The 23,782-nt window shown below is 52.4% G+C and carries 18 protein-coding genes; 13 read left to right on the forward strand and 5 right to left on the reverse strand.

Annotated features, from left to right (window positions below; translation table 11 throughout):
• Positions 1 to 285 precede the first annotated feature (285 nt).
• The 5 genes from KOR42_RS05695 to KOR42_RS05715 all read left to right on the forward strand — a co-directional run bounded on the left by KOR42_RS05695 (position 286) and on the right by KOR42_RS05715 (position 6,194).
• Positions 286 to 2,085 carry an arylsulfatase gene (locus tag KOR42_RS05695; RefSeq protein WP_146507811.1) on the forward strand — a complete coding sequence of 600 codons (1,800 nt, stop codon included), beginning with the start codon at positions 286 to 288 and terminating at the stop codon, positions 2,083 to 2,085.
• On the forward strand, positions 2,042 to 3,052 hold the full coding sequence (locus KOR42_RS05700; protein WP_197440896.1) for a DUF6807 family protein: 1,011 nt from the start codon (positions 2,042 to 2,044) through the stop codon (positions 3,050 to 3,052). Before KOR42_RS05695 ends, KOR42_RS05700 begins: the two co-directional genes overlap by 44 nt.
• The gene (locus KOR42_RS05705; protein WP_146507815.1) at positions 3,052 to 4,602 is read left to right on the forward strand and encodes a sulfatase family protein; all 1,551 of its coding nucleotides are present in this window, start codon (positions 3,052 to 3,054) and stop codon (positions 4,600 to 4,602) included. The genes KOR42_RS05700 and KOR42_RS05705 overlap by 1 nt, the downstream gene beginning before the upstream one ends.
• A gap of 285 nt (positions 4,603 to 4,887) precedes the next feature.
• Positions 4,888 to 5,280, forward strand: coding sequence for a VOC family protein (locus KOR42_RS05710; RefSeq protein ID WP_146507817.1), 393 nt, complete (start codon positions 4,888 to 4,890; stop codon positions 5,278 to 5,280).
• A 116-nt stretch (positions 5,281 to 5,396) separates the two neighbouring features.
• On the forward strand, positions 5,397 to 6,194 hold the full coding sequence (locus KOR42_RS05715) for a TrkA C-terminal domain-containing protein (RefSeq protein ID WP_146507819.1): 798 nt from the start codon (positions 5,397 to 5,399) through the stop codon (positions 6,192 to 6,194).
• A gap of 48 nt (positions 6,195 to 6,242) precedes the next feature.
• Here the strand turns inward: KOR42_RS05715 and KOR42_RS05720 are convergent, their stop codons facing one another.
• From KOR42_RS05720 to KOR42_RS05730, 3 genes are all read right to left on the reverse strand, one after another.
• Positions 6,243 to 7,916 carry an ATP-binding response regulator gene (locus KOR42_RS05720; protein WP_197440897.1) on the reverse strand — a complete coding sequence of 558 codons (1,674 nt, stop codon included), beginning with the start codon at positions 7,914 to 7,916 and terminating at the stop codon, positions 6,243 to 6,245.
• A gap of 317 nt (positions 7,917 to 8,233) precedes the next feature.
• Positions 8,234 to 9,010, reverse strand: coding sequence for a response regulator (locus KOR42_RS05725; RefSeq protein ID WP_146507823.1), 777 nt, complete (start codon positions 9,008 to 9,010; stop codon positions 8,234 to 8,236).
• Between the two features lie 292 nt (positions 9,011 to 9,302).
• Positions 9,303 to 11,042 (reverse strand): hypothetical protein, encoded by a 1,740-nt coding sequence (locus KOR42_RS05730; protein ID WP_146507825.1) that lies wholly within the window; start codon positions 11,040 to 11,042, stop codon positions 9,303 to 9,305.
• Between the two features lie 377 nt (positions 11,043 to 11,419).
• Here KOR42_RS05730 and KOR42_RS05735 point away from each other — a divergent pair, with 377 nt between their 5' ends.
• The gene (locus KOR42_RS05735; protein ID WP_146507827.1) at positions 11,420 to 13,018 is read left to right on the forward strand and encodes a glycosyltransferase family 39 protein; all 1,599 of its coding nucleotides are present in this window, start codon (positions 11,420 to 11,422) and stop codon (positions 13,016 to 13,018) included.
• Positions 13,019 to 13,121: 103 nt separating this feature from the next.
• Here KOR42_RS05735 and hemE read toward each other — a convergent pair whose 3' ends face one another.
• Positions 13,122 to 14,168 (reverse strand): uroporphyrinogen decarboxylase, encoded by a 1,047-nt coding sequence (gene hemE, locus KOR42_RS05740; protein ID WP_231740683.1) that lies wholly within the window; start codon positions 14,166 to 14,168, stop codon positions 13,122 to 13,124.
• A 382-nt stretch (positions 14,169 to 14,550) separates the two neighbouring features.
• Here hemE and groL (KOR42_RS05745) point away from each other — a divergent pair, with 382 nt between their 5' ends.
• The 6 genes from groL (KOR42_RS05745) to KOR42_RS05770 all read left to right on the forward strand — a co-directional run bounded on the left by groL (KOR42_RS05745) (position 14,551) and on the right by KOR42_RS05770 (position 21,131).
• Positions 14,551 to 16,272 (forward strand): chaperonin GroEL, encoded by a 1,722-nt coding sequence (gene groL, locus KOR42_RS05745; RefSeq protein ID WP_146507829.1) that lies wholly within the window; start codon positions 14,551 to 14,553, stop codon positions 16,270 to 16,272.
• A 199-nt stretch (positions 16,273 to 16,471) separates the two neighbouring features.
• Positions 16,472 to 16,762, forward strand: coding sequence for a co-chaperone GroES (groES, locus tag KOR42_RS05750; protein ID WP_146507831.1), 291 nt, complete (start codon positions 16,472 to 16,474; stop codon positions 16,760 to 16,762).
• Positions 16,763 to 16,878: 116 nt separating this feature from the next.
• Positions 16,879 to 18,495, forward strand: coding sequence for a chaperonin GroEL (gene groL / locus KOR42_RS05755; RefSeq protein ID WP_146507833.1), 1,617 nt, complete (start codon positions 16,879 to 16,881; stop codon positions 18,493 to 18,495).
• Positions 18,496 to 18,804: 309 nt separating this feature from the next.
• Positions 18,805 to 19,923, forward strand: coding sequence for a molecular chaperone DnaJ (dnaJ, locus tag KOR42_RS05760; protein ID WP_197440898.1), 1,119 nt, complete (start codon positions 18,805 to 18,807; stop codon positions 19,921 to 19,923).
• 217 nt (positions 19,924 to 20,140) lie between these two features.
• Positions 20,141 to 20,719, forward strand: a complete 579-nt coding sequence (grpE, locus tag KOR42_RS05765; RefSeq protein WP_146507837.1) for a nucleotide exchange factor GrpE — start codon at positions 20,141 to 20,143, stop codon at positions 20,717 to 20,719.
• 127 nt (positions 20,720 to 20,846) lie between these two features.
• Positions 20,847 to 21,131, forward strand: a complete 285-nt coding sequence (locus KOR42_RS05770; protein WP_146507839.1) for an FmdB family zinc ribbon protein — start codon at positions 20,847 to 20,849, stop codon at positions 21,129 to 21,131.
• 310 nt (positions 21,132 to 21,441) lie between these two features.
• Here KOR42_RS05770 and KOR42_RS05775 read toward each other — a convergent pair whose 3' ends face one another.
• Positions 21,442 to 22,098 (reverse strand): hypothetical protein, encoded by a 657-nt coding sequence (locus KOR42_RS05775; RefSeq protein ID WP_146507841.1) that lies wholly within the window; start codon positions 22,096 to 22,098, stop codon positions 21,442 to 21,444.
• A gap of 454 nt (positions 22,099 to 22,552) precedes the next feature.
• Here KOR42_RS05775 and KOR42_RS05780 point away from each other — a divergent pair, with 454 nt between their 5' ends.
• Positions 22,553 to 23,734 carry a DUF3500 domain-containing protein gene (locus KOR42_RS05780; protein ID WP_146507843.1) on the forward strand — a complete coding sequence of 394 codons (1,182 nt, stop codon included), beginning with the start codon at positions 22,553 to 22,555 and terminating at the stop codon, positions 23,732 to 23,734.
• The last annotated feature ends 48 nt before the right edge of the window (positions 23,735 to 23,782 follow it).

Consider the following 23,782-nt stretch of genomic DNA (forward strand, 5'->3'; position numbering starts at 1 on the left):
GTGGGAGATCAGTAGACTCGTGCGGGCAATGAATCTCGGACCGTTACATATCCTGTCGCTTTGAGGGTGTCAGCGTCAAGTATTGTCGTGATCGATCAGTCAAAATCGGAATGGCATGATTGACATTTTGGATCGGTTGAGATGCTGGAAGATCGGGGTGGATCAAGATATGTTGATGCACAGGTTGTTTCAGATGGGGTTAGGACGTTGTGTCGATGCGACCGCAAAAACTCCCCAAAATACTCCCGAGGAAACAGTTTCTCCAAAAGAAAGTGAGCGTTCGCGATGCGAGGTCACGGATTGTGTTGTCTTCTCATTGTTCTGGCGAATTGTTCGGCGCAAAGCGTCGTTGCTGAAGGTCAGCCCAATGTTGTTTTGGTGATTACTGATGACCAAGGGTACGGAGATCTCTCCTGTCATGGAAATCCCGTCCTTAAGACTCCCGCGATTGATGCTCTCTTCGAAGAAAGTGTTCGGCTGACGGACTATCACGTTTCGCCAACGTGCTCGCCGACACGCGCAGCCCTGGTCACGGGACACTGGACGAATCGCACAGGGGTTTGGCATACGATTATGGGACGGTCGATGCTTCGTGAAAATGAAGTGACTATGGGGCAGATCTTCAAAGACAATGGGTACGCAACCGGAATGTTTGGGAAGTGGCACTTGGGAGACAATGCCCCCTATCGCCCTGAAGATCGCGGCTATACTGAGGTTTTGCGTCACGGTGGAGGGGGTGTCGGGCAGACTCCTGACTACTGGGACAACGCCTATTTCGACGGAAGCTACTGGCACAACGGAGAAGTTGAACCGGCGGAAGGATTCTGCACGGACGTCTTCTTCGAAGCAGCCATGGATTTTATTGACGAGGAAAGCTCCGCGGGACGCCCGTTTCTGGCCTATATCGCGACCAACGCACCACACGGCCCCATGCATTCTCCAGAAGAATTCAGCGCTCCCTATGCCGGTCTCAATAATTTTGGCCTCGAGAACTTCTTCGGAATGATTGCCAATATCGATTACAACGTTGAGCGTTTGAGATCGTTTCTTGATGAGAAAAACTTGACGGAAAATACGATCTTCATCTTCACGACGGATAACGGATCGTCATCGGGATGGAAGCTTCATAACTCGGGAATGCGAGCGGGTAAGGGAAGCCCTTACGACGGCGGGCATCGTGTTCCATTCTTTATCTACTGGCCAGAAGGCGATCTGACAGGCGGCCGGGATGTCACACCGATCACCGCGCATGTGGATGTCATTCCGACACTCCTCGAACTGTGTGGTTTGACTCCCCCGAAATCAGTGAAGTTTGACGGACAAAGTATTGTTTCACTCCTCAAAGGTGAGGACAGCGATTGGCCTGATCGAATCCTTGTGACCGATTCTCAACGAGTCAATGATCCCATCAAGTGGAGACAAAGCTCGGTGATGACCTCGCAGTGGCGATTGATCAACGGGAAAGAACTATACGACATTCAGCAAGATCCCGGACAAGAGTCGGACATCGCCTCCGGTCATCCGGAAGTGGTCGAACGCCTCCGGGATTTCTACGAAGAGTGGTGGGCCGATCTGCTTCCTTCCTTCAAACAGAATGCAGCGATTCATCTGGGAGATGCACGCGATAATCCAGCTCGGTTAACATCGCATGACTGGATCACGACCGGTTCGACTCCATGGAATCAAGGTCACATTCGCAGTGCATTAAACGGGGATGCGAATACAGGTTTCTGGAATGTGAACGTCCTTGAAGATGGCCTCTACCGAATTCGTCTACGACGATGGCCCGAAGAGACTCAGGCTGCGCTGAATGCCGAACTTCCTCCGGGTGATCCTGTTCCTGGGACGAAAGCCTTCCGAACGACGCCCGGAAAGCCGATCAATCCAGTGCGTGCGACATTGAAAATCGGAGATCTGGTCGAAGAGAAATCTGTCGATCCAGACGCCGAGGAAGTTGTGTTCGAAGTGCAGATTCCTGCTGGTCCAACTCAGATGTCGGCATTGCTCGAAGCTCCTGATGGAACCGTCTATGGCGCTTACTATGCCTACGTCGAAAAGCTCAATCAAAGGGCGTCTCTTGATTGATCGGCCCGGTTGGAATCGCACAAAGCGTCGCGGTTGCTTAAAGAAAGTCCTTCTGCTGGGGTTGGGGGTGATTGTTTTCTCGTCCCCGGCAGATGGGCAGGATTCGGCAGCGACGTTTGAATTTCGAGATCACGATGTCGTCATTCGTGACGGAAAGAATGTCATCGCAAGATATGTCTTTTCCGATGCGGAGATTCCGCGTCCGTATCTCTGCGATGTCGCGGCGCCCAATCAGTTTCAGGTGACACGTCGTCATCCTCCAAAACCGGATCTCGATGCCACTGATCATGCGACGATGCATCCGGGAATCTGGTTGGCTTTCGGCGATTTGAGTGGCTCGGACTTCTGGAGAAACCGGGCCACGATTCAGCATGTCGAATTTCTGTCAGACGCGCAGGATGACGGGGAGCCTCGAACTCTGCGGGAACGAAAACGCTATCTTTCGAAAGACGGAAAACGACTCTGCGAGGAAGAGTTTTCGTTGCAAGTTATTGTCCTCAAAAATGCCTTCGTGTTTGAATTCGATTCCGTGTTCACCAGCGATCAAGAGTTCTTCTTTGGAGATCAGGAAGAGATGGGTTTAGGAGTCCGCGCAGCGACGGAACTCGCGGAGAACGCCGGTGGAAGTATGAAGAGCTCAGGCGGGGCGGAGTCTGCAAAAGTGATCTGGGGTCAACCTGCCGAGTGGTGCGATTTGAGTCGTGCGATTGAACAGGACAAAGTCGGCGTCGCCATTTTCTGTCATCGCGAGAACTTCCGAAGCAGCTGCATGCATGCTCGTGACTACGGCTTGATGACCGCAAATCTCTTTGGTCGAGAAGCAATGAAACAGGGCGAACGGAGTCGGATCACTGTGCAGCCGGGAGAAGAATTCCGCCTGCGGTATGCTGTGTTTGTCTACGCTGTTCCCGCTGAACGAACCATCGACATCGAACATTTCTATCAAGACTATCTGGAGCGAAATTGATGTACTCAGGGAATCGAAACGTCACGCTTACGGCGATGGGGGCATTGGTCTTGCTCTTTGCAATGAGTGGGCATTCCGTCTGTCGAGGAGCGGATCAACCGAATGTCGTCTTGATCTATACCGACGATCAGGGTTACGGCGACATGAGTTCTTTGAACCCGGACAGCCGGTTTCAGACTCCAAGCCTCGATCGACTGGCTCGCGAAGGAATCCTCTTTACCGACGCGCATTGTTCCGACACCGTCTGCACTCCTTCTCGTTATGGATTGCTCACAGGCAGATACAGCTGGCGGACTTCTCTCAAAAGCGGTGTCTTCGGAGCCGAACGAGAAGGTCTGATTGCGGATGATCGCATGACGCTGGCATCGTTGTTTTCGAATCAGGGATATCGAACGATTATGGTCGGCAAGTGGCATCTGGGGATGGATTTCCCTGGTGATGCGCCGACTCGGAAAAATCCTGACTCACGCGATTGGAGTCAACCGGTCCGTGATATGCCGCTCGACAAAGGGTTTGATACGTTCTTCGGGATTCCAGCATCGATGAACTATGGAGTCCTTGCCTGGCTTGATGGACGATATGCAAGTGTGCCTCCTACGCAGTTCACGAAGAAGAAGCCCAATCAACGAGCAATCTCCGACTATCGAATCATGCCTCCATACGAAACCTCTCCCGCTCCGGATCTGATGGAGGTGGCCCCCGACTTTATTGACCATGATTGCCTGACGCGGTTTACTGATCGAGCGATTGAAGAAATTCGAAAGTCTGCGCACGAAGATCAACAGCCATCTCCGTTCTTTCTCTATCTTCCTTTCACTTCCCCTCACAAGCCGGTCATTACGTTGCCGCAATTCCAGGGCAAAAGTGAAGCGGGTGAGTACGGAGACTTCATGATCGAGACGGACTGGCATATCGGCCGACTGTTGGATGTTCTCGATGAGTTGCAACTTGCAGAGAACACCATTGTGATCGTTACCAGCGACAATGGTCCGGAAACGACATGGAAACAAAGACTGAAACAATACGGTCATGCAAGTAACGGTCCGTTTCGCGAGGGAAAACGCTCCATCTACGAAGGAGGACATCGAGTCCCGTTTGTGATGCGATGGCCGAATCGCATTCTCCCCGGGAGACTCACGGGCGCGACGATCTGTCAGACCGATCTTCTGGCTACAATGGCCGAACTTCTGGATGTTCCTCTGCCAGATGGAGCCGGAGAAGACAGCCAAAGCTTCTTGCCAGTGCTTCTCAGTGAGGATTCTCAGCACACTCGAGTGCCCATGATTCATCACTCTTCTGGAGGAGGATTCGCCATCAGAGACGGAAACTGGAAGTTGATCCTCCCACATCGAAAGCAGAAAAGTGAGCTCTACAACATCCGTGAAGATCCGGGTGAGCAACACGACCTTCTCGCAGAACATCCGGAAATCGCGAGTCGCTTGACGTCCGCCATCACGGAGATCGTCGAGAACGGACGTTCAACTCCCGGGGTCCCGCAGAAGAACGATACCGGTTACTGGAGCGATCTCACCTGGATCAAACAGAATTGATGTCTCTCAACCGCTTTCACGGTTGCTCTGCGCCCGAGCCGGGGAGATGTTTAAGATTGCCAGGAATAGGTTTTGCCCGAAAATCGTTTTGCCCGATAAATGATTCTCATCGGGTTCAGGGTTGTGTGACTTCCTGAATGCGTTCGGGAAGATTGCATGAAATACAGCCTCAGACTGATCAATCATTCGATGATCGGTGTCGCGGACGTTACCATTTGAAAAGATGGTTTGACGGTTCGCCACGGGGAATGACGAGCCTTTTTTGATTCTATTTTGGAGACGTCAATGGGCAACATGAACCGTGAAAAGAACCGCGCTGTCTGGTTTGATCTGCCTGTCGAAGACCTCGATCGGGCGGCCGAGTTTTATCGTCATGTTCTTGCAGTCGGAGTGGACATCGAAGAATTTAATGGCACTCGATTTGGTGTGATCGAACACGAAGACGGCAACGGTGGTTGTCTTGTGATTCGAAGCGAGGAAATCACAGCGACGAAGGGAGTGCTGATTTATCTCAATGTTCACGGACGAATCAATGACGCGATTGAGTGTGTGAACAACTACGGAGGCGAAGTGATTGAAGAGGTCCATTCGATTGGTCCACATGGATTGCGAGCTATCATTCTCGACACCGAGGGAAACCGAATTGCCCTTCACTCGGACCATGTTGACGATGCATAAGATGAGCATCGCGAACGATCAATAATGATCTTCAAAGTCACTTCGTACACGCCTTTCGTGATCGCGTGTCGTTTCGAAGCGTGCTGTGTTGAAACTTGTTTTTAAGAGAGGTGCTATTGGCTGCGATTTCGTCACTCCTCATCGTTTTAACGTTGTCACTTCTGGTGACGCGTGTCGCGGCGATGGCTTTGATGCTCACGGGACTTTCGAAAGAAGTTGCCCGATTTCAGGCGCGTTCTGCGTTCACGGGAGTTGGATTCCCGGCACGAGAATCGGAAGAGATTGTCAATCACCCGATCCGTCGACGCATCGTCATGCTTTTGATGCTGCTGGGAAACCTCGGGATCGGTGCGGTCGTGGCGACACTCATGGTTTCGTTTCTGCAAACCTCTGAATCGCAGTATTGGTGGCTGCGGATCATTTTCCTCGCGTCCGGGTTGATCGCTCTCTGGCTGATTGCAAGAAATCGTTTTATCGAGAAACATCTGAACCGGTTAATTTCCAAAATCCTCCGGAGATGGGGTGATCTTCCGCGTCGAAATTATGCGGCGATTCTTCAACTCGAAGGCGGATTTGCTGTGAGTGAGCTGCTCGTCAATCCGAAGGATTGGGTGGCCGGAAAGAGGCTCGCCGAATTGCGGCTTCCCAACGAAGGAGTGCTTGTGCTGGGGATTCGCCGTGCGAAAGACGGGACCTTCGTGGGGACTCCCCACGGAGCGACTGAAGTTCACGCCAACGACACATTAATTGTGTATGGACGTGTCGAAAGTGTTTCCGACCTCGACAAGCGGACATTCGGAAGACGCGGTGACGAAGCTCATCGCGAAGCAGTCTTGAAACACTCAAGTGAAACAGGCGATCAGAGTTTGAATGACTCTTCCAAAGTCCGGGATGACCAAACCGAGTCACCGTGAGTATTAAGCGTTCATCCGGATTAGAGTCTGCAGGCGAGGCGACCGAGTTCAGTCATTGAGAGTTACAGCTTTTCCGATTCCGCGGCAATTGGGAGCTTCAATCAGTTTGATTAAATCACTGGGAAGAAAAGGCTTCGCGACATGGTGATCGATTCCGACTTCTCGCGAGAGCTCTCGATACTCGTTCCCGTCCCAGCCGCTGACGGCAATGATTCGAATATCGTTCATTTCCGGCAGTCTCCTGAGAATCCGTGCCACTTCAAATCCGTCCATTCCGGGGAGCCCGATATCGAGTAGAATGACATCGGGAATGTTGAGTTCGGCAAGCTGAATTCCGTCGATTCCATTGTTTGCAGTAATGACCACATAGCCTTCCATCGACAACAGCAGCTTCAACATTTCGGCGGAATCAACGTTGTCGTCGACGATGAGAATCCGACGATTTGAGGACGCCGTTTTTGATTGAACGCTCGGTTGCACCTTCTGCGAAGGTTTTCGTCCCGATGATTCCTGTAAGCTCGTGAATTCGGATTCACTCAAAATATTCTTTGAGGATTCAGGTGAATCACATCGGTTCGACATGTTGAGGTCTGTGGTCGTCGAAGGCTTCGCGGGGATTTTATGATCAAGACATGGGAGCTGAAGAACAAAGCGTGTCCCCTGCCCCAGTCCATCGCTGAACATTTCGACTGTTCCGTGGTGGGCTGCGATGATGTGACGCACGAGCGAAAGCCCAATGCCGAGCCCTCCTTCGCGGCGAGACCGCGATGAATTGACCTGACGAAACAATTCGAAAATGTCACTTTCAAGCTCTTGTGGGATTCCGATTCCATCGTCTTCGACACACACGGACGCGATGCCGTTTTCACTGGAAACGGCCAGCCGGATGTGACCTTTGACCGGTGTAAACTTCGCTGCATTGTGGAGCAAATTCGATATCGACTGCGACATCCGGGCGAGATCTCCGTTGATGATGACAGGGTCTGTTGGGAGGCTCGCACGAAATTGATGTCCGCGTTCCTGGATGACGGAACTCGACATTTCGATGGCCATTTCCACCGCGTCAACGAGATTGATCGGTGACAACTTCACGCGAAGTTTTCCGTGAACGTACCTCGATGCGTCGAGAAGGTCATTCACGAGCCGAATCGTTTGACCGAGTTGCCGGCGAATCGTTTGCAGCGCATGAGCTTGCTGCCTCGATTTCGGACCGTCCTCCAAAATGTCGAGAGCTGTTTGAATTGGAGTCAATGGATTTCTTAACTCATGCGCAAGCATGGCAAGAAACTCGTCCTTTCTGCGGTCTGCTTCCATCAGGCCGTCGTTCAGGCGCGCATTCTCTCTCGCGCTGTTCTCTGAGATTCTTCGTTGAACCGACAGCTGATTGAAAATCATGATCGCTGCGATTGTGACGCCCAGATAAATCCAGAGGGAAACAAGATCCGACGCATGAATCAACAGCAAACTGTCATGGGGTGGAATAATGAAGTGTGCTGCGGACAAGAGACTCAAAACCGCTGCAAGAATGGCTGGCCCGGTCCCTGCCAGCCACGCAGTCAGAAGTGACGAAACGAAAAAGAGGCCGAACGGAACCTTCGATTCGAGAATCGGATCGAGCTCCATGCGAATCCAGGTCGCTGTCAGCGTGCTGAACAGTGCGATGCTGTAGCGGCGCATTTGATCAAGAAACCGCGATCCCGCATCTTGCCCAGTGACTGTCATGTCGGCAGTCTGAAAAGCTGTCTTCAGGGACAAATCATTCTTCCCACAGAACCCTGGAAATGGAAATAAGAGCCTAGTGCTCTCTGACCTCAAACTGTCATTCACTCCGCCGGCCGATTCATCATCTCGGCAAGCGGTCTTCTGAAGCACTTCTTGAGTCGCGAACCGTCTCGATGGGGGTGCCAGTATTCTCAAGGTGATTTCAAGAGTGTGCCTGAGACCTACATTATGGTTTCTCGACACTCTCCTGAAACTCACACTTTCCATGAATGGTGAGTCTGTGCATGTGAATTCGCGAAGACCAATTCAAGAATGGTTTAAGCCGATGAAGTCCGCGATCCTGGTGTGAAGCCCCCTTTGACTGTCGCGATCACTCGATCAGGATCGAGTGGCTTGGCGAACCATCCGTCGAACCCGTTGGACCGAGGAGCGATTTCATTCTCGTCCTCAGAGATTCCAGTCATGGCGTACACTTTGAGTTGAGCGAGCTCCTTGTCATCGCGGATGTGGTGCAATGTTTCGAGTCCGTCGCAGTTTGGCATCCGGATGTCGAGCAGGACTCCGTCGAGGTCTAAGTGTTCGTGCATCTGTTTTAGTGCTTCGCGGCCGTCACCCGCGTCGATCACGTGAAACCCATAGAGTCTCAGAATCGCGGAGAGCATTTCGCGTTCGTTGGCGTCATCGTCGACGACGAGCAGCTTTCGACCATTGACTGGCGATTGGACTGCCGCCGATTCCGGTTTTGATTCTCCACAAATCGAATCGAGATTGGCGATCTCGGTTTTCAGTCGATGAAAGGTCGCCTGCGCAGCTTGTGTCAAACCTGCTTCGATTTGTTTCTGAAAGAGATGAATTCCCAAATTCACGGCATTGAGCCGGTTGCGAACCTGATGCTTACTCACCGCAGTGAGTGTCCCTCCAGCGAGTTCGATCAGTTGCTCATCAGAGCAGACTTCTTTCCGAAGGATGCGAACATCGTCCGGAGCCTGAATTCCAATTTTGATGACTTGGCCGCGGACCTGAAGAAGCTTTAAAGAAATACCTGTGTTGGGAAAAACGATCTCCAGGTCAACACGTCTGGAAAGCACGAGCATGGGCGGGTTTCCTTTCCCGAAGGGCGAATGCAGAATCTGCTCACGTAGGACTTCTCGATCAACTGATGGTTGTTCGATCGACGCATTCGTCTCATTCACTCCGAAGGATTCGGAATGATGGTGAGAAGGTCGAGATCCTGCGTGGCTCCCTGAGTTGCGTGCATTCCCTGCTCGTCAGCTTTGGGAGATCAATTGCGAACCTTCATGTTTCGCAGCGGAAAGAGATACCAAGAAAAAGTCGGTCCGGCAATCAGATTCCTGAAAAATTTTCTTCGCCCGTTGACACCAACCTTCAGGCTGAAGAATTCTGTGGATGGGGTTGTTCGATCGCGGAGTGACTGGCGTGAGAGTGTCCATCGTTTCCATGAACATATCCGTCGCCGAAGTCCGGAAGATCGATGATTTTTCCGTTCGCCAGCCCGAGCAGCAGATCGTCAATCTGTTTTGGGGATGGTTCCGGTTGACAGGCAAGCGACTCCGCCGACGAATCGATATCGAGTTCGACGACGCTCTGGTCCAGAATTCGGCAAAGTTGATGTCCGTCGAAGTATTCCTCTCGATAGTGAAGCAACACCTGACGGACCTTCTCTTGCCCGGCGAACGCGGGTAGCTCACCCCAATAGAAAACCTGATCGCCGGGAGCTTTGAGCCAACTCAGCCAGCGTGGCAAGACTCGCTTGCGTTCTCCCTGATTGACGGCGTGGAAAAACTTCCGCAGATAGTTCAGGTGATTCAATTCCAACTCGGGGCTGCGGGGGAGCACACCATGCCGCTCACGCACTTCATTCAGCTTGTCGAGATCCGGACCTGCCTCGCGGAGCGCATCACGAAGATCGTGTTTCCAAACTTCACCCAGGTGGTAGGTCATGCCGGCGACAGGCGCGAGAAAGCATGCGTGGACTTTCCCGTAGAGTCGCTCATTCGGACACATATAGTTGTTGTAGATTCCGTATCGGGTTCCGCTTTCCCCGACGGCGATCCAGTGCATTCTCTGAGTGAAAGGAGTGTCCCACCAACCAAGCGGCATCGGCTTCCAGAGTTTGTGTCGAAGAGGAAACAGGCCCATGAAAATCAGGCTGATGAAAACACTGAACGGACTGAAGACCTGGGCAGTGGTTGCTTCCGGAAGCATGAAGAGTGCCCCAGCGATTGCTAGATCTGTCAGAATCCAGTCCCAGAAAAGAAGCCCGGAGACCGCGAAGACTCCCAGATGGAACGCACTCCAGGCGAGGCAAAACCCGATTCCGAAGAATGGATGCAGCAGCGCAAGAGGAGAGAGCAATTCGATGACGAAGGCGCTGATTTGCATTGGCTTCTCTGTGACCTTGAGGAAGCCAATCAATCGACTCCACTGCCGCCACGGAAGAAACCTTCCCCAACCCCAACTGTAGGCGCTGGCTGCGAGATGGTGAATTCGATTCTCCAGTGCCCACGAATACCATTTCGGCCCAAGCCAGATCTTGGCCAGGGCGGTGATCAGGTAGTGGGAGATCTGAATTGTCAGGATGAAGAACCACAGGATCGAAGAGTCCGAAAAGAGCGCTGTCGGAAACAGCCAGGCACTCGATGCTGTCACCAGAAATGCTGAAACTGCGAGAAGCACTCGCATCGGGAGTGTGGAGTGATGTTCCCAGAGTGCGAAAGGTGTCGTGAGCAGGAACGCGGAGATCAAGACACACGCGGGGCTCCACCACGATCCGATCACAGAGGCCACAAGGATGAAACGTTCCAGCGACTTTGTGTCCCCGAAGACCGGGTCGATGTCTCTTGTCGTCGCCTTCCAGGTGAGAAACGCAGAAATGAAAATCGCGACGAATCGAACGGGCTCAAAGTCTGGCACATCTGTCCACAACCAAAACGGGCAAAGAACGGCCAATGGAGCAATCACGAGGGCTGTCTTCAGCCGCGGAGTCTTCACTCCGAACCGGTCGAGGAGCTTCGTCAACCCTTCCTGATGAATCGCAACTTCCAACAACCAGTAACCAAGCGTCAGCACAATCAAATTGGCGAACGAGATGGCGGTTGCGTGCATTGTTTTTCTCCATCGAGAAATTGCGTCGACGATTGCGGTTCAAAGCAATCCTGATCCACAGAGAATAGCGGGGTTTGTGAATTCTCAGTAAAGGAGACGAACGATGGCAATTCGACCGCATTGGAAACGCCGTTTTATCCCCGTATTGGCGTCGAATCTTCTGCAATCTCATCCCGAAATCTTCGTCTTCCGGAGATTTTTGCAATTCTGCTAGAATCCCAAAAATCCCGTTCGAAGCCGAAGACAGACATCAAGATGATGTCGACGAATCGCTTCAGGAAATCGCACACGAATCAGCAGCTGTCTCTTGATGCGCGATTCTCCGCAAAATTGGCTGTGTCACCTCAGTGGCCTGATGAGAAAAGAGATATCGACGGATGAGGAAACCAGTTGAACTGATCGCGAATCAGGATGCCGCGGTCACGGCGGTTTGGCCGACCGATCGTCAGGCAGCATTGTTTTTCTGGCTGTTCTTGATCGGGCACTGTCTTGCCTGGATCGTCGTTCCCAGTTTGACGCAGCCCAACGGGACGCTCGATGCCATCGAGATGATTTACTGGGGACATGAGTGGGAACTCGGCTACTACAAACACCCTCCCCTTCCCGCCTGGCTCGCCGAATCTGCTTCGTGGTTGGGCGGAAATACCGTTTGGCCAACGTTTGTACTTGCACAAATTTCGACAGCTGCCTGTTTCTGGGCGGTGTTCATGATTGGTCGCGATATCGGGGGAAATCGATTCGCACTTTTGGCCGTACTCCTGCTGGAATCCTGCTACTACTACAACTTCACGACGACGGAGTTCAACAACAACGTCACATCGAGAGGGTTCTGCGCGGCGGCGGTTGCGCTTGTGTACTTTGCGATGACCCGAGAACGGCTCCACTACTGGGCGCTCTCCGGGGTTGCCATCGGTTGCGGAATGCTCAGCAAATACGACACAGCCTTATTTGCGATCATTATGCTTGCGTTCTCAATCGTGCATCCTCGAGGACGCGAAGCATGGAAGACTGCGGGGCCATTTGTCCTGCTTGCAACGTCAGGCCTGTGCTTTGCCCCCCATCTCTACTGGCTTGTTCAGAATGATTTCCCGACGATCGACTACCTGCTCAGGCGCTCGGATGACGGAGAAACAACGCTGATTTCGCATGTCCTGGAACCACTCGAGTTTCTCCTTTCGCAGATTTGGGCCATCGCTCCGCTCTTGATTCTCTCAATTCCGGTGACTGGATTGTGGTGGAAGAAACGGACGAATCTCTCGGAGAAGGCGAGCTTTCAGCGCGATTTTGTATTGTGGTTCGGACTCGGACCGGTCCTGCTTGTGATGGCTGTCACTATGTTGACCGGAGGAGATGTTCGGTCGATGTGGGGAGCAAAGATCTGGACGTTTACGGGCTTGGCTCTGTTGAGTTCCGTCCAGATTCAGGGATCACTTGTGGAGTTTCAAAAAGTCTGCCGACGCTGTGTTTTAGCTGGCGGAATCGCCATCATCGCGCTGCTGGGGCGAAATCTTGTTGTCCCGCATTTTCGTGATCATGGGTCCCGTGTCCACTTCCCCGGAAAGGCATTGGCGACCGTTGCTCGAGACGCCTACGAAGCAGAAGTTGGAGAAGCTCCGAAGGTGATTGGTGGGCCATGGTGGGATGCTGCCAACGTGGCGGTGTTGGGAGATCAACGGGCCACAGTCTTTGCGAATCTCGATCCATCCATCAGCCCGTGGGCTTCAGATCAATTCCTCAAGGAAAATGGCGGTGTCATTGTCTGGCAGCCGAAGTTGATTCGTGGCAGCTATGCAGCGGAGGTGCGAGAAAGATTTCCGAAGGCGATCTTCATTGATCCCGTCGAACTCGACTGGGAGACACCGGCGAAGCTGGAGCCGATTCTCTTTCAAATCGCAATCGTCAAGCCGGAACCTGCCTCGCAAAAGGTCGTCAAAGTCAGCGATGCTTCGGGCGGCGGAAATGTCGTCGTCAGGTGATGTTCACGCGAGTGCGGCTGACTCGAAATGAGTTCCGAGCCGGCCTGTTCTCAGTTGATCACTCACTCCCACGCTATTGAGCACAGGGCATAGAATGCAGTGCCTATCTGGCACTGAGTTCGTGGACCATTTTGACGAGCGCTTTCACGTTGTCGGGATTCATGTCCGGGTGGACACCGTGTCCCAGATTGAAGATGTGTCCGGGATGTCCTGCGTTGGCGTCGAGGACATCTTTCGCTCGCTGTTTCAGGGTCGGCAATTCTGTGTAGAGCGAAGCTGGGTCCAGATTTCCTTGAATGGCCCGAGACTGGCCGACAATTTCGCGGGCGGATGCGAGATCGATTCGCCAGTCGATGCCAATTACCTGTCCTCCGGCAGAAACCTGATCGGGTACGAGCGCAGGGTTTCCGGTGAGAAAGTTAATGACAGGGACGGCCGGATTGACTGAGGCAATCAGTCGCTGGGTGTGTGGAAGAACGTATTGACGGTAATCGGAAGGGCTCAGGCACCCAGCCCAGCTATCGAAGACCTGAACAGCCTGGCAACCTGCTTCGATTTGTGCGTTGAGGTAATCGGCCAGCGAATCGACAAGTCGATTCATTAACGCAGTCCAGGCGCCCGGGTCGTTGTACATGATCGTTTTAGTGCGGATGTAGTTCTTCGATCCTCCCCCTTCGATGGCGTACGAAGCAAGCGTGAATGGGGCGCCCGCAAAACCGAGCAGTGGAATATTTGCCGGCAACTGCTTGCGGATCAGCTTCACTGAGTCGAAGACATATCCCAGCACTTGAACATCCTCAACCGAGCGGACTCGTTCCACTTCTGTCGAATCGACAATCGGATTATGAATGACGGGGCCTTCTCCCTTGACGTATTCGAGGTCGAATCCCATGGGCTGCAGGATTGGCAGGAGGTCCGCGAAGAGGATGGCTGCATCGACACCGAGGGCCGCCTGGGCTGACAGCGTCACCTCTGCCGCAAGTTCCGGAGTTTTACAGAGGTCGATGAACGTCGTTTTCGACCGAACCGCCATGTACTCGGGAAGATATCGTCCCGCTTGGCGCATAATCCATACTGGAGTGCAATCGGTCGGCTCGCAGCGTGCGGCCTTCATGAAACGGCTGTTTTCAAGTTCCGGAGTCATCTGCATCAGTGGAAATCTTCGTCAATGGTCGGCGTGGAATGATGAATCAGCGTTGATCATAGCAGTCTGTGAACAAATGGAACGTGGACGAGGAAACGGATTTACAAGTTCTGTCCAGTTTTCACTCGAAGTCCGAACACTTGCAATTCCGGCTGAGTCGAGGCATCAAATCGTCTGCCAGGAAGGCAGTTTGTCAAGTTGGCAGACTGGCGTGTGGGGTTTGTAACTATTTGCGGTTATTGGAGATGTGTCTATTTGGAAATGCTTGGCACAGCGGTTGCATTCAGTGCGGGGAACTACATTTTGAGTGTCAAAACAGGCAGTCGTACGACTTGTCTGTGGAATTTGTGGTCAACACTGGCATCTGCAAGCTGGATGAGGAGCAGCCGTGGCCAAATTATTGAGCTTTGACGAAGACGCACGCAAGCAATTGCTGGCAGGAGTATCCAAGTTAGCTCGCGCTGTCGCGAGCACACTGGGTCCCCGAGGACGCAACGCCGTTCTGGACAAAGGTTGGGGGTCCCCCAAGGTGACGAAAGACGGTGTCACCGTCGCCGAAGACATCGAACTGGAAGACAAGTTCGAAAACTGTGGTGTTCAGTTGGTGAAAGAGGCAGCGTCGAAAACCGGCGATGTTGCTGGAGACGGAACCACCACAGCGACCGTGATTGCTGAAGCGGTTTACCGCGAAGGCCTGAAATTCATCGCTTCAGGTGCCGCACCAGTGGCGATGCAGCGAGGAATTCAGAAGGCTGTCGACGCGGTTGTCGAACACCTTCAGAAGATTGCCAAGCCTGTCGACGCAACCGACAAGAAGGCAATTGAAACCGTCGCGACCATCGCTGGAAACAACGACAAAGAAATCGGCAAAATCCTGGCTGATGCCCTGATGAAAGTGGGTAAAGACGGTGTCATCACTGTCGAAGAAGGTCGTGGTATGGAGACGAGTGTTGAACTCGTCGAAGGAATGCAGTTTGAGCGAGGTTTTCTCTCTCCTCATTTCGTCACAGATGAAGACGATCAGGAAGTCGCTCTTGATAACTGCTACATCCTGATTCACGAAGAAAAGATCAGCAACGCCCGCGATCTAGTTCCAGTGCTGGAACTAGTTTCGAAAGCAAACAAGCCTCTGCTGATTATTGCTGAAGATGTTGAAGGCGAAGCCTTGGCGACACTGGTTGTCAACAAGCTCCGCGGAATCGTTTCTGTCTGTGCGGTCAAAGCTCCCGGATACGGAGACCGACGCAAAGCGATGATGCAGGATCTCGCGATCCTGACCGGCGGAAAAGCGTTCTTCAAAGATCTCGGCGAAAAGCTGGAGTCTGTCACTCTCGACGACTTGGGAACAGCAAAGAAAATTCGCGTCTCTTCCGACAACACCACAGTGATTCAGGGTGGTGGAGCGAAGAAAGACGTCGAAGGCCGAGCTGCTCAGATCCGAGCGGAAATCGAAACCACAGACAGCGATTACGATCGCGAAAAGCTTCAGGAACGGCTGGCGAAACTCGCTGGTGGTGTCGCACAAGTGAATGTGGGTGCGGCGACTGAAACCGAAATGAAAGAGCGAAAAGACCTGATCGACGACGCGTTGGCTGCAACGCGAGCTGCGATTGAGGAAGGGATCGTCCCCGGGGGCGGTGTCGCTTTGCTGCGTGCTGCTGACGCTTTGAAAAAGGTGAAAGCGAAAGGCGACGAAGCACTCGGCGTTCAGATTATTCAGAACGTGTTGAGCATGCCTCTCCGCAAGATCGCTGAAAACGCCGGTCTTGATGGAGCTGTTGTTGCGAACACCATTTCGAAGAACTCGGATTCGAACTTCGGTTACGACGCTCTGAACGAAAAATATGGCGACATGTTCAGCTTCGGTGTCGTTGATCCAACGAAAGTCGTTCGTTCCGCTCTTCAGAACGGCTCCAGCGTGGCCGCTTTGTTGATGACGACCGATTCGATTGTGGTTGATGAGCCTGTCGAAGAGTCGGACGACCATTCGCACGATGACCACCACGATATGGGTGGCATGGGAGGAATGGGCGGCATGGGCGGAGGAATGCCTGGAATGGGCGGCGGAATGCCAGGGATGGGTGGAATGCCCGGAATGGGCGGCTTCTAAAGCATTTTTAGAGATCCGCTCTCGTCGACCAGTGACGCTGGGAGGCTTGGCATTTTCAAACAAACGATGGATGAACAGTTCATGCCTTCGAAAGTGCTTGAGTGACTTCACCGTTTGTTTGTCTTGTTCTTAAATCATTTACGTTCCGGGATGCCCGGTTTTATTTCAAACATCAAGAATGAATTACGGAGTTTCATAGATGACGCTCAACCCACTTGATGATCGCGTCGTGGTCAAACCATTGGACGCTGAAGAGACGACAGCTGGGGGAATTGTTCTTCCAGATTCTGCAAAAGAGAAACCACAACGTGGTAAAGTCGTGGCTGTTGGTCCAGGACGACTCCTCGACAGTGGCGAACGTTCTGCAGTCGGTGTTGTCGTTGGCGACGAAGTTCTCTTCGGAAAATACGGCGGAACCGAAATCGAAGTTGATGGCGAAGAGATCAAGATTCTTCGTGAAGGGGATATTCTGGCCAAGATCGTTGGCTAGTTCCCTGAGGTTTTAACGATGCGGTGAGACCGGGATCAGGTCTCCTTGGTCTCACCGATTTCTATTCATTCATTCGTGACAGTTAATGTCATCTGACCTCAACGAGGAGTCTCTAGGTGGCCAAGCAATTACTTTTTGAAGACCGTGCTCGATTGAAGCTGCAGCGTGGAGTGAACACTCTCGCTGACGCGGTCGCCGTCACAATGGGGCCGACTGGTCGCAATGTGATCATCGACAAGAGCTTTGGAAATCCCGTCGTGACAAAAGATGGCGTGACGGTTTCGAAAGAAGTCGAACTGGAAGACCCGTACGAGCACATGGGTGCCAAACTGGTCAACGAAGTTGCGACCAAAACCAGCGACAACGCTGGCGACGGAACGACAACGGCAACGGTTCTGGCGCGTGCGATCTATAACGAGGGGCTGCGAAGCATTTCTCTCGGAGCGAACCCGACCGTGGTTCGTAAAGGAATCGAAAAAGCAGTCAATGCTGCGATTTCCTTCCTCGAAGAAATGGCTCGCCCTGTCACCGACAAAAAGGAAATTGAGCACGTCGGTGCAATTTCCGCCAACAACGATACCGAAATCGGGAAACTGATTGCGGACGCGATGGAAAAAGTCGGTCGCGATGGTGTGATTACTGTTGAAGAAGGCAAGTCGAGCAGCACAACGCTCGAACTGGCCGAAGGGATGCAATTCGACAAGGGATACATTTCTCCCTACTTCGTCACTGACGCATCGCAGATGAAAGCAATCCTCGAGGATTGCTACATCCTTCTGCACGAGAAGAAAATCTCCAACCTGCGTGATTTCATTCCTCTCTTGGAAAAGATTTCGCAGACCGGCAAGCCTCTTCTCGTCGTGGCTGAAGATGTTGACGGAGAAGCGTTGACCGCCCTGGTTGTGAACCGGTTGCGAGGCATTTTGCCAGTCTGTGCAGTGAAAGCTCCCGGATTCGGTGACCGCCGTAAGGCAATGCTCGGCGACATGGCTGTTCTGACCGGAGCAACTCTGATCTCCGAAGATCTGGGATTGAAGCTCGAAAGCGTTGAGCTTGAGCAACTCGGTCGCGCAGCGAAGATTGAAGTCGACAAAGATTCCTGCACCATTATCGATGGAGCTGGATCACAAGACGACATCCAAAAGCGTGTTGGCCAGATCAAGCGTCACATCGAAGAAACCGACAGCGACTACGATCGCGAGAAGTTTCAGGAACGCCTGGCGAAAATGACTGGCGGAGTGGCGATTATTTCTGTCGGTGCAGCAACCGAAGCAGAAATGAAGCAAACCAAAGCACGTATGGAAGACGCATTGCATGCGACACGTGCGGCCGTTGAAGAAGGAATTCTTCCCGGTGGTGGTGTGGCATTGTTGCGTGCGATTTCCGCAGTCAGAGAAGTCAAAGCCAAAGGGGACGAAAAGATCGGCGTCGAGATTATCACTCGCGCTCTGGAAGCCCCAATCCGCCAGATTGCTTCGAACTGCGGAGTTGATGGTTCGGTCATCGCTGACGAAGTCAAGAATCTCGAAGAACCAACCATGGGGTACAATGCTGCCACTGGGAAGTACGTCGAGATGTACAAAGCTGGTGTGATTGATCCTGCCAAAGTGGTGAAGAGTGCCCTTCGATACGCATCTTCCATTTCCGGACTGATGTTGACCACTCAGGTTCTGGTCACTCGAAATGAAGACGGTGACGACAAAGCTTCTCTCGTCGAGGGAGCTGTCCACTAAAGCTGGTGTGATTTCGCTTCAGGTCTTGTCCGGCGAATCTCACTGGCTCCATAGAGCGACGCGAGCCACCGGGCCTCCGGTGGCTCGTTTTTGTAGAAGGCCTTGTCGGACGTCTGGCACGGTGATTGACCTTGAGGAGAAGTTCCACGAAGGGGTGAGAGGCGGCTGAATAATCGGGTCTTCTGACTTCGTCGTGTGGAAGCACTTCGTTCAGAACACTTTCAAATTCTTCTTGTCATTCCGGCTGTGCTCGAGAGAATGCAGTCGACGAAAACTCTCGCTTCGTGAGCCATCAGACCAATCAGAAGTATGTCTACCAAACGTGACTATTACGAAGTTCTCGAGGTGACTCGAACAGCTTCGACAACAGAGATTAAGAAAGCCTACAAGAAGCTTGCTCTCCGTTTTCACCCGGATCGTAACCCTGACGACAGCGAAGCGACCGAGCGATTTAAGGAAGCTGCTGAGGCTTACGACATACTCAGCGATGATGATAAGCGACGACGATATGACCAGTATGGTCATGCCGGAGTGCAAGGTGCTGGGGCGCGGAGTGCGGGTGGGTTTCACGACGTTTCGGATATTTTCGAAGCGTTCGGAGATCTCTTCGGAGGACGCAGCGGTGGGCGCCGCAGCGGTCCGCAACGTGGTTCAGATCTTAAGACGTCCATCGTACTCGATCTGATCGACGCAGCGACTGGTGTCGAACGCGAGATCGAAGTGACTCGTCGCACCGCATGTGAACATTGTTCGGGAAGCGGATCTGAACCGGGATACGATCCCGAAGTTTGCGACTATTGCGGTGGACACGGACAAGTTGTCCAGTCGCAAGGATTCTTTCGGCTCCAGACCACTTGCCCTGCCTGTCGCGGCCGCGGCAATGTCGTTCGTCACAAATGCAAAGTCTGCTACGGGTCCGGTCGGGAAGAGGAGACCGTGACTCGCACGGTCACGATTCCTGCGGGGATCGATACCGGTCAGCATCTCTGTTTGAGAGGCGAAGGAGAAGTTGGACCCAATGGCGGTCCGCGGGGTGATCTTTACATCGAAATTCGTGTGAATGAGCATCCCCTGTTCCACCGGGAAGGTCCGCATCTGCTGTGTGAGATTCCGATCTCCTACTCGCAGGCAGCATTGGGGGCTCGGATTACAGTGCCATTGATTGATGGTCAGGACACGCTCGTGATTCCTGCCGGAACGCAGCCGGGGCAAATGTTTAAGCTCCGGGGCAAAGGAATGCCGGATCCGAATGGACGTCCTCGTGGTGATATGCACATCGAAATCAAAGTGGTTGTCCCTAAGCGTTTAACTGATGAACATCGTGAGTTAATTGAGCAACTTGCGGAAATTGAACATGTTGATGTGCACCCGCATCAAAAGTCCTGGTTCGAGAAGATTAAAGATCTCGTCACTGGGGCCGAAGATTAATCACCGGTATGAACACGTTGACCGGGACAAGAACTGCGACTGCATCGAGTGAGATGTGTCCGTTCAGGCGAGTGATTGAAAGAACAGATTATTTTCGGTTCAGGTTTGGATCACGTTATCGAAAATCAGGTAGCGTTGAATCATTCAAGTGATTGAAAAAATTCGCCGGATAAAAAAGCGAACTCGGCGAAGCGGAATTCGGAGAGCAACACAGATCATGTCACAGGACAAATCCCCAGACACGCACGATGAAGATCTCTTCGAGGAACAACCTCAGCAGGTGGAAGCTGAAGAGATCTCGAGTGAAAGTGTCGAGGAAGTGGTGGAAACTCCTCTCGAGAAGGCAGAACGAGAGCGAGACGAGTTTCGCGATCAGTTCCTTCGACTCGCAGCTGAGATGGAAAACTTCCGCAAGCGGGCTGCACGTGAACGGGATGACGAACGCAAATACGCCAGCTACGGACTGCTCTACGATTTGCTTCCTGCCCTCGACAATCTCCAACGCGGAATCGATGCAGCCGAGAGCGATGATCGATCTGAGAGCGTGTTAACCGGCGTGCAAATGGTTCTCAAGCAGTTTGATGAGATTCTGAAGCGGCATGGAGTGGAGGCGATTGCTTCTATGGGTGAGCAATTCGATCCGAACTTTCATGAGGCTCTTCAGCAGAGACCCGATGGCAGTGTGCCTCCGATGACGGTCATTCAGGAACTGGAACGTGGCTACAAACTGCACGAACGCGTCTTGCGGCCGAGTAAGGTGATTGTTTCGTCTCAGCCTGCCAGTGAATCGTCGTAGAGATTGCCTCACGTACGAACCAAGGCAGTATCGATCGAGCGAAACCAGTTCAGATGAGTGCAACGCGACCATGAGGATGGTCTCACAACCCATTGAGTCACATACAGTTTTTAGTACGAGTTCTGAAATGCCGACATACGATTATCAATGCAACAGTTGCGAACATACTTGGGAAGCGTTTGAATCCATCAAGGCGAAGCCAACACGCAAATGCCCTGAGTGTGGCCGGAAAACCGCGAAGCGCATGATCGGTCCCGGCGCGGGGATCATTTTTAAGGGATCTGGATTCTATCAGACAGACTATCGTTCTGACTCCTATAAGAAGGACGCAGCTGCCGATAAGAAATCATCGGAGCCGGCAAAGTCGGAATCGAAGTCAGACTCAAAACCCTCGTCATCTTCCAGCGACTAGAGCGTTTCCTGTGTTGGTTTGCACTCACACGCACGAGCAAACTCAGCCTTTGATCTGATGAAAAAGTTCAGGCGAGTGCACAGAAAAGAGCAAACTGCTCTCAATCAACGGGTTTCCGATCGGTTGGCTGATCTTCGTTCGTAACGAACGGAAGAATGCTTAAACGGACGGAGTTGTGCTTGGGGACGGAGTCCCGTTCTTATCATTGCTGGTGAATTGAAAAGACTCGTGAGATCACGAATTGATCTCACGAGTCTTTTTTTGAACTGCCGTCGATTGATGCAAGAAGTTCGGCGATCAATCGGTCGTACTATCGAACGAGTTCAAAGATGCCTTTGATCGGCTGCAGGCTGGCCTTCCGCGTCACGAAGACTTTGCGAGAATCCATGTCATCGATCGTGATGTCAATTGCTTGTCGCGGGAAGACGTCCGTCGACAGCACTTCATTCGTTTTGTTCTTGTCCTCTGCGACAAAAAGCTCGAACGTATGCTTTCCGGTGTTAAAGACTCGATAAATGGCGTCGTCGCTGGAAAAAGTGAGATCGGCGATCATGACGGGAAGGTGGGTGTCCGCGATCGATCTCGGGAAGTTGAATCGACCGGATTTTCGATCGTTGTTCAAGACTGTTCCATCGGTGTCGCGGACGAGTTCCCAAATCCCTTTCATGTCTTCATTGGCGCTGGTTTTGTTTTCCGCCTGGACTTCGATTCCTTCCAGAAACATCGACGCGTCGCTTGTCGGTCCGACGGCGACGTCGATGCACATCGTTGGATACAGGATCTGGTCAACCTCTTCGGGACCGGAGTCGTAAGTGTTTTGAATTTTAATCTTCTTCTTCAAAGGAGAAGCACGATCCGTGGAGTTAAAGAACCGATAGATGGCTCCTTCACCATGATAGATCAATCGACGTGTTTCGCTGCTCATTGCCGCCACATCGATGATGAAGATTCCGTTGCGGATCGTCATGGTCTTCTCCTGCACTTGAAGGTCGGAATGGATTCAAGACACGAAGAGCCGTTCGCAGGATGGCGGTGGCCCCAACTGATATGCGGGCCTGCAACCGATCTGAATTGACAACACTCTCAGGAAACAACATGGAAATCGACTGGTGAAGTCGTTTCCGTTCGATCGCAATCAACAGCTAATGAATTTGGAGGCGAAGGAATTTGTGTTTCATTGAGTGTCCATGTCACAGATAAGTCATGCCCACTTTGTTTGAACATACGGAAATTACCGTGCAAGTTCAAGCTGCAGGCATCGTTGACCGGACCTGTCTGCCTTGTGGGAGTCACCAGAACGACGTTATGTTGAAGACGTGATCCCGCTTCCGTGATGTGCTCGACAGAGAGTGTCCGCCATCGGAGTTGGCGTTGTGAAGCGGGGCCGTTGTGATCAGTTTATCAATCGTGGGGGATTCCCAATGATAGTCGTCCGTCAATTTGCCGTTCTCGCAGTGGTCGGGGGCATTCTTTGGCTGAGTGTCGTCAGCCTGGCACAGCAACGTGGTCGCGGCCGGGGAAATGAGTCGCTCGGTCAACCGTTTCGTGGAGTTTCGATTGGCGGGGAAATTGAACCCGGAGTCTTTGAAATCGAATCGACGGGTGTGTCGACAGCTCCGGTTGTCGATGCTGCTAAGGATTTTCTGGCGAGCTTGAGTGCGCCACAACGTGAGAAGACAACTTTTCCGGTTGATGATCTCGAATGGAGAAAATGGGACAATCGCCACTCTCCACCGCGTCAGGGTGTTGGCTTTGACGAAATGTCCGAACAACAGCGAGATCTTGCATTTGGTCTGATGAAAGCGAGTCTCAGCGCACGCGGGCTGAAATTGTCGAAAGACATTATGAAGCTGAACGGCACGCTCGCAGAACTTGCCAACAATTTTGATGAGTATGGCGAGTGGTTGTACTGGATTACAATCATGGGAGAACCGTCAGAGACCGAACCGTGGGGTTGGCAGGTTGATGGACATCATCTGGTGATCAACTACTTCGTGCTCGGCGATCAAGTGGTGATGTCTCCGGTCTTTATCGGAAGCGAACCGATTCGCGCGACGAGCGGCAAGTTTGCCGGAACGGAAGTGATGCAGGCAGCTCAGGACAAGGGCCTCGATTTCGTTCTTTCGCTTGATAGTGATCAAAAGGCGAAAGCGGTTGTCTCATCGACTAAACCGGGCAACAACAACCTCGGAGAAGCTTACAAGGACAACATCGACCTTCCTGAAGAAGGGCTTCTGGTTTCCGAATTAAGCCCGGAACAAAAAGAACTGCTCTTGGTTGTCATTGAAGAGTTCATCGGCAACATGAGACCGGAACATGCCACTGTGAAGATGCGCGAAGTCAAAGAATATCTTGATCAAACACGGTTTGTCTGGGTTGGCGGAACGAGTGACGAAGATGTGTACTACTACCGCATTCAGAGTCCCGTGGTCATGATCGAATTCGACCATCAGCGGCGAGTGGCACCGTTTCGAACTTCCGAGCCAACGCGAGATCACATTCATGCCGTGATTCGAACGCCCAATGGAAACGACTACGGAAAAGACCTGTTGCGGCAACATCTCGAACAGCATCACTCAACCGAGAGTCAAAAGAGCAACTGATCGATTCTCGTCGGTTCTCTGCCCTCGCCATTTGGTGCAAAGTTCGAT

The organism is Thalassoglobus neptunius, assembly GCF_007859735.1.
GTDB lineage: Bacteria > Planctomycetota > Planctomycetia > Planctomycetales > Planctomycetaceae > Thalassoglobus > Thalassoglobus neptunius.

Coding starts and splice junctions, on each gene's coding strand:
- KOR42_RS05700 (WP_197440896.1), top strand. CDS start 2,042: ATGCCTACGTCGAAAAGCTCAATCAAAGGGCGTCTCTTGATTGATCGG.
- KOR42_RS05770 (WP_146507839.1), top strand. CDS start 20,847: ATGCCGACATACGATTATCAATGCAACAGTTGCGAACATACTTGGGAA.
- KOR42_RS05720 (WP_197440897.1), bottom strand. CDS start 7,916: ATGACAGTCACTGGGCAAGATGCGGGATCGCGGTTTCTTGATCAAATG.
- grpE (WP_146507837.1), top strand. CDS start 20,141: ATGTCACAGGACAAATCCCCAGACACGCACGATGAAGATCTCTTCGAG.
- hemE (WP_231740683.1), bottom strand. CDS start 14,168: ATGCAGATGACTCCGGAACTTGAAAACAGCCGTTTCATGAAGGCCGCA.
- KOR42_RS05735 (WP_146507827.1), top strand. CDS start 11,420: ATGAGGAAACCAGTTGAACTGATCGCGAATCAGGATGCCGCGGTCACG.
- KOR42_RS05695 (WP_146507811.1), top strand. CDS start 286: ATGCGAGGTCACGGATTGTGTTGTCTTCTCATTGTTCTGGCGAATTGT.
- KOR42_RS05775 (WP_146507841.1), bottom strand. CDS start 22,098: ATGACGATCCGCAACGGAATCTTCATCATCGATGTGGCGGCAATGAGC.
- groES (WP_146507831.1), top strand. CDS start 16,472: ATGACGCTCAACCCACTTGATGATCGCGTCGTGGTCAAACCATTGGAC.
- KOR42_RS05725 (WP_146507823.1), bottom strand. CDS start 9,010: ATGCTCGTGCTTTCCAGACGTGTTGACCTGGAGATCGTTTTTCCCAAC.
- KOR42_RS05710 (WP_146507817.1), top strand. CDS start 4,888: ATGGGCAACATGAACCGTGAAAAGAACCGCGCTGTCTGGTTTGATCTG.
- KOR42_RS05730 (WP_146507825.1), bottom strand. CDS start 11,042: ATGCACGCAACCGCCATCTCGTTCGCCAATTTGATTGTGCTGACGCTT.
- dnaJ (WP_197440898.1), top strand. CDS start 18,805: ATGTCTACCAAACGTGACTATTACGAAGTTCTCGAGGTGACTCGAACA.
- KOR42_RS05780 (WP_146507843.1), top strand. CDS start 22,553: ATGATAGTCGTCCGTCAATTTGCCGTTCTCGCAGTGGTCGGGGGCATT.
- KOR42_RS05705 (WP_146507815.1), top strand. CDS start 3,052: ATGTACTCAGGGAATCGAAACGTCACGCTTACGGCGATGGGGGCATTG.